The following is a 4,046-nucleotide window of genomic DNA, read 5'->3' on the forward strand; positions in this document are numbered from 1 at the left end:
CCACCTGGGACGCACTCGCCGCCGCCGCGAAGAAGATCCAGGACGGCGAACGCGCCGCCGGCAACCCGAAGATGTGGGGCTTCGTCTGGCAAGGCCGCGCCTACGAAGGCCTGAGCTGCAACGCCACCGAATGGCTCGCGAGCTTCGGCGGCGGCGCCATCGTCGAGCCGAACGGCAAGGTCTCGGTCAACAACGCCAACGCGATCAAGGCGCTGCAGACCGCCGCCAGCTGGGTCGGCACCATCACGCCGAAGGCGGTGCTGAACTACGCCGAGGAAGATAGCCGCGGCGTGTTCCAGTCGGGCAATGCGGTGTTCCTGCGCAACTGGCCCTACGTCTGGGCGCTCGCGCACAAGCCCGACAGCCAGATCGCCGGCAAGGTCGGCGTGATGCCGTTGCCCGCCGGCGGAGCCGGTKGTCGCAGCGCCGCGACGCTCGGCGGCTGGCAGCTCTCGGTGTCGAAGTACTCGAAGAATGCCGCCGTGGCCGCCGACCTCGTGAACTACCTCGTCAGCGCCGCGGTGCAGAAGGACCGCGCGATCAAGGCCTCGTACAACCCGACGCTGCCGGCCCTCTACAAGGACGCCGAGGTGATGAAGGCCAACCCCTTCATGGCCGAACTCGGCAGCACCTTCGCCGCCGCGGTGAGCCGCCCGTCGACGGTGACGGCCGCGCAGTACAACCAGGTCAGCAACCTGTTCTGGAACGCGGCGCACGACGTGCTCTCCGGCAAGACCAAGGCGCCGCAGGCGGTGGCCGACCTCGACAGGCAACTCAACAAGCTCGCCCCCGCCGACAAATGGAACTGAGCGGCACCGGCCTGCAGCGCGCGCGGCGCGTGCAGGCCTGGTGGCTGGTGCTGCCGACGCTCGCGGTGCTGGCGGCGGTGGCGGGCTGGCCGCTCGCGCGCACGCTGTTCTTCAGCCTGACGGACGCCAAGCTGTCGGCGCTCGGCACGCAGCGCTTCGTCGGGCTCGACAACTACCTCGGCCAGCGCTTCGGCGACGGCGGCGTGCTGTTCGATCCCGAATGGTGGGCCTCGGTCGGCAACACGCTGCGGTTCACCGTGAGCTCGGTGCTGCTCGAGACGTTGCTGGGCCTGGGCACCGCGCTGCTGCTGAACCACCCGTCGCGGCTGCGCACGCTGCTGCGCGCCGCGATGCTGGTGCCGTGGGCGATCCCGACCGTGGTGTCCGCGAAGATGTGGACCTGGATGCTGCACGACCAGTTCGGCGTCATCAACACCGCGCTGGTGGCCGCCGGCCTCATCGACGAGCCGCTCGCCTGGACGGCCGACCCGTCGCTCTCGTTCATCACGATCGTGATGGTCGACGTCTGGAAGACCACGCCCTTCATGGCGCTGCTGACGCTGGCCGCGCTGCAGATGGTGCCGCGCGACTGCCACGAGGCGGCGCAGATCGACGGTGCGTCGCCGTGGACGATCTTCTCGCACATCACGCTGCCGCTGATCCTGCCGGCGATGCTGGTGGCGATGGTGTTCCGCGGGCTCGACGCGCTGCGCGTGTTCGACGTGATCTACGTGATGACCTCCAACAGCCGCGCGACACGCAGCATGTCGGTCTACGTGCGCGAGCAGTTGATCGATTTCCAGAAGATCGGCCCGGGCTCGGCCGCAGCGACGCTGCTGTTCGTGACCATCGCGGTCGTCACGATCGCGTGGCTGCTGGCGACGCGCTCGCGGATGCGGGAGCTGGGCTGATGCGCTCGCGGCAACCGCCCCTCGCCACCGCGCTGCGCCGCGGCGCCTCGCTGGGGGTGATCTTCGTCTCGCTGTTCCCGCTCGCCTATGCGATCGCCACCTCGTTCAAGCAGGGCAGCGACCTGTTCGGCGCGCAGTTCTGGCCGAGCCGCGCCGTGATCGGCAACTACGTGGCGCTGTTCCGCGACCAGCCGTTCGGCACCAACCTGCTGAACTCGACGCTGGTGGCCGGCGTCGTCGTCGCGCTGTCGCTGGGGCTCGCGCTGCTGTCGGCCTGGGCGCTCGGGCGGGTGCGCTTTCGGGGGCGGCAGGCGCTGATGCTGACCATCCTCGGCGTCTCGATGTTCCCGCACGTCGCGGTGCTGGCGGGGCTGTTCGAGCTGGTCAGCGCGCTGGGCCTGTACGACAGCCTGGCGGCGCTGATGCTGTCGGACCTGCTGTTCACGCTGCCCTTCACCGTGTGGGTGCTGACCACCTTCATGCGCGACCTGCCGAAGGAAGTGGAAGAGGCCGCGCTGATGGACGGTGCCGGCGTGTTCACGATGATCTTCCGCGTCTTCCTGCCGATGCTGTGGCCGGCGCTGGTGGCGACCGGGCTGCTGGCCTTCATCGGCGCGTGGAACGAGTTCCTGTTCGCGCTGAGCTTCACGCTGTCGTCGACCGAGCGCACGGTGCCGGTGGCGATCGCGCTGATCTCGGGCGCCAGCAGCTACGAGCTGCCCTGGGGCAACCTGATGGCGGCGTCGGTCATCGTCACGCTGCCGCTGATCGCACTGGTGCTGGCGTTCCAGCGCTACATCGTGTCCGGCCTCATCGCCGGCGCCGTCAAGGGATGAACAACACCATGAACCAGATCACGCTGAAGCAAGACAACGACTGGTGGCGCCATGCCGTCATCTACGAGGTCTACCCGCGCAGCTTCCAGGACAGCAATGGCGACGGCATCGGCGACCTCGACGGCATCACCGCGCGGCTGCCCTACCTGAAGGGGCTGGGCGTCGACGCGGTGTGGATCGCGCCGTTCTTCCGCAGCCCGATGCGCGACTTCGGCTACGACGTGTCGGACTACCTCGATGTCGATCCGATGTTCGGCACGATGCGCTCGTTCGAGACGCTGGTGGAATGCGCGCATTCGCTGGGGCTGCGCGTGATGATCGACCTGGTGCTCAGCCACAGCTCCGACCAGCACCCGTGGTTTGCCGCGAGCCGTGCCGACCGCAGCAACCTGCAGGCCGACTGGTACGTGTGGGCCGACGCGCAGCCCGACGGCACGCCGCCGAACAACTGGCTGAGCATCTTCGGCGGCTCGGCCTGGCAGTGGGACACGCGGCGCGAGCAGTACTACCTGCACAATTTCCTGGCCAGCCAGCCGGACCTGAACTTCCACACGCCGGCCGTGCAGGACGCGCTGCTCGAGGTGGCGCGCTTCTGGCTGGTGCGCGGTGTCGACGGCTTCCGGCTCGACACCGTCAACTTCTACACGCACGACCGCCAGCTGCGCAGCAACCCGCCGCAGCCTGCCGGGCAGTTCGCCGGCGCGGCACACCGCAGCAACCCGTATGCGTGGCAGCGCCACCTGTACGACAAGACGCAGCCGGAGAACCTCGTCTTCATCGAGCGCCTGCGCGCGCTGTGCGACGGCTTCCCCGGTTCGGTGCTGCTCGGCGAGATCGGCRACGACCAGCAGTACAGGACGCTGGCCGAGTACACCGAGGGCGACAAGCGCCTGCAGATGGCCTACGTGTTCCGGCTGCTGGAGCGCGACTGCTCGGCGCGCCACCTGGCCGGCGTGCTCGAGGAGTACCTGCGCGACGCGAGCCGCTCGCGGGTGTGCTGGTCGGTCGGCAACCACGACGTGGAGCGCGTCGCGTCGCGCTGGTCGGCGTGGGGTGCGACGGCGCGGCAGCGTGCCGAGCTGGCCGCAGCGCTGCTGCTGTCGCTGCCCGGCGGCAAGTGCATCTACCAGGGCGAGGAACTCGGGCTGACCGAGGTCGACGTGCCGTTCGAGCAGCTGCGCGACCCGTTCGGCATCACGATGTGGCCGCAGAAGATGGGCCGCGACGGCTGCCGCACGCCGATGCCGTGGACGCGCGCACCGGGTGCCGGCTTCACGACCGGCACGCCGTGGCTGCCGATCGCCGACGAGCACCTGCCGCTGGCGGTGCGCGAGCAGGTGGGCGATGCGGGCTCGCTGCATGCGTTCTACGTGGACTGGCTGGGCTGGCACCGCCGCGAACGCCTGCTGCGCGATGGCACGCTGCAGCTGCTGGCGCCGACCGACCAGGTGCTGGCCTTCGAGCGCGTGGCCGGCGGGGAGTCGCTGATC

4 protein-coding genes are annotated in these 4,046 nt (G+C 69.4%); all 4 read left to right on the forward strand.

Translation table 11 applies throughout. From position 1 onward, the window contains the following. The coding region (locus AC1D01_RS23620; RefSeq protein WP_477870656.1) for an extracellular solute-binding protein at positions 1-809 on the forward strand (809 nt) is incomplete at its 5' end. Next, complete coding sequence (locus tag AC1D01_RS23625; protein WP_477870658.1) at positions 800-1,720, forward strand: carbohydrate ABC transporter permease; 921 nt, start codon at positions 800-802, stop codon at positions 1,718-1,720. The genes AC1D01_RS23620 and AC1D01_RS23625, both read left to right, overlap by 10 nt. Beyond that, on the forward strand, positions 1,720-2,556 hold the full coding sequence (locus AC1D01_RS23630) for a carbohydrate ABC transporter permease (protein ID WP_477870660.1): 837 nt from the start codon (positions 1,720-1,722) through the stop codon (positions 2,554-2,556). Before AC1D01_RS23625 ends, AC1D01_RS23630 begins: the two co-directional genes overlap by 1 nt. A gap of 8 nt (positions 2,557-2,564) precedes the next feature. Further along, positions 2,565-4,046 (forward strand): alpha-amylase family glycosyl hydrolase (locus AC1D01_RS23635; protein WP_477870665.1); only part of this gene is annotated, 1,482 nt, incomplete at its 3' end.

It is taken from the genome of Rhizobacter sp. P3_B12, from assembly GCF_056402895.1.

What these genes read in the sequence shown, in the direction of transcription:
- AC1D01_RS23625 (WP_477870658.1), top strand. Translation starts at nt 800, where the DNA reads ATGGAACTGAGCGGCACCGGCCTGCAGCGCGCGCGGCGCGTGCAGGCC.
- AC1D01_RS23630 (WP_477870660.1), top strand. Translation starts at nt 1,720, where the DNA reads ATGCGCTCGCGGCAACCGCCCCTCGCCACCGCGCTGCGCCGCGGCGCC.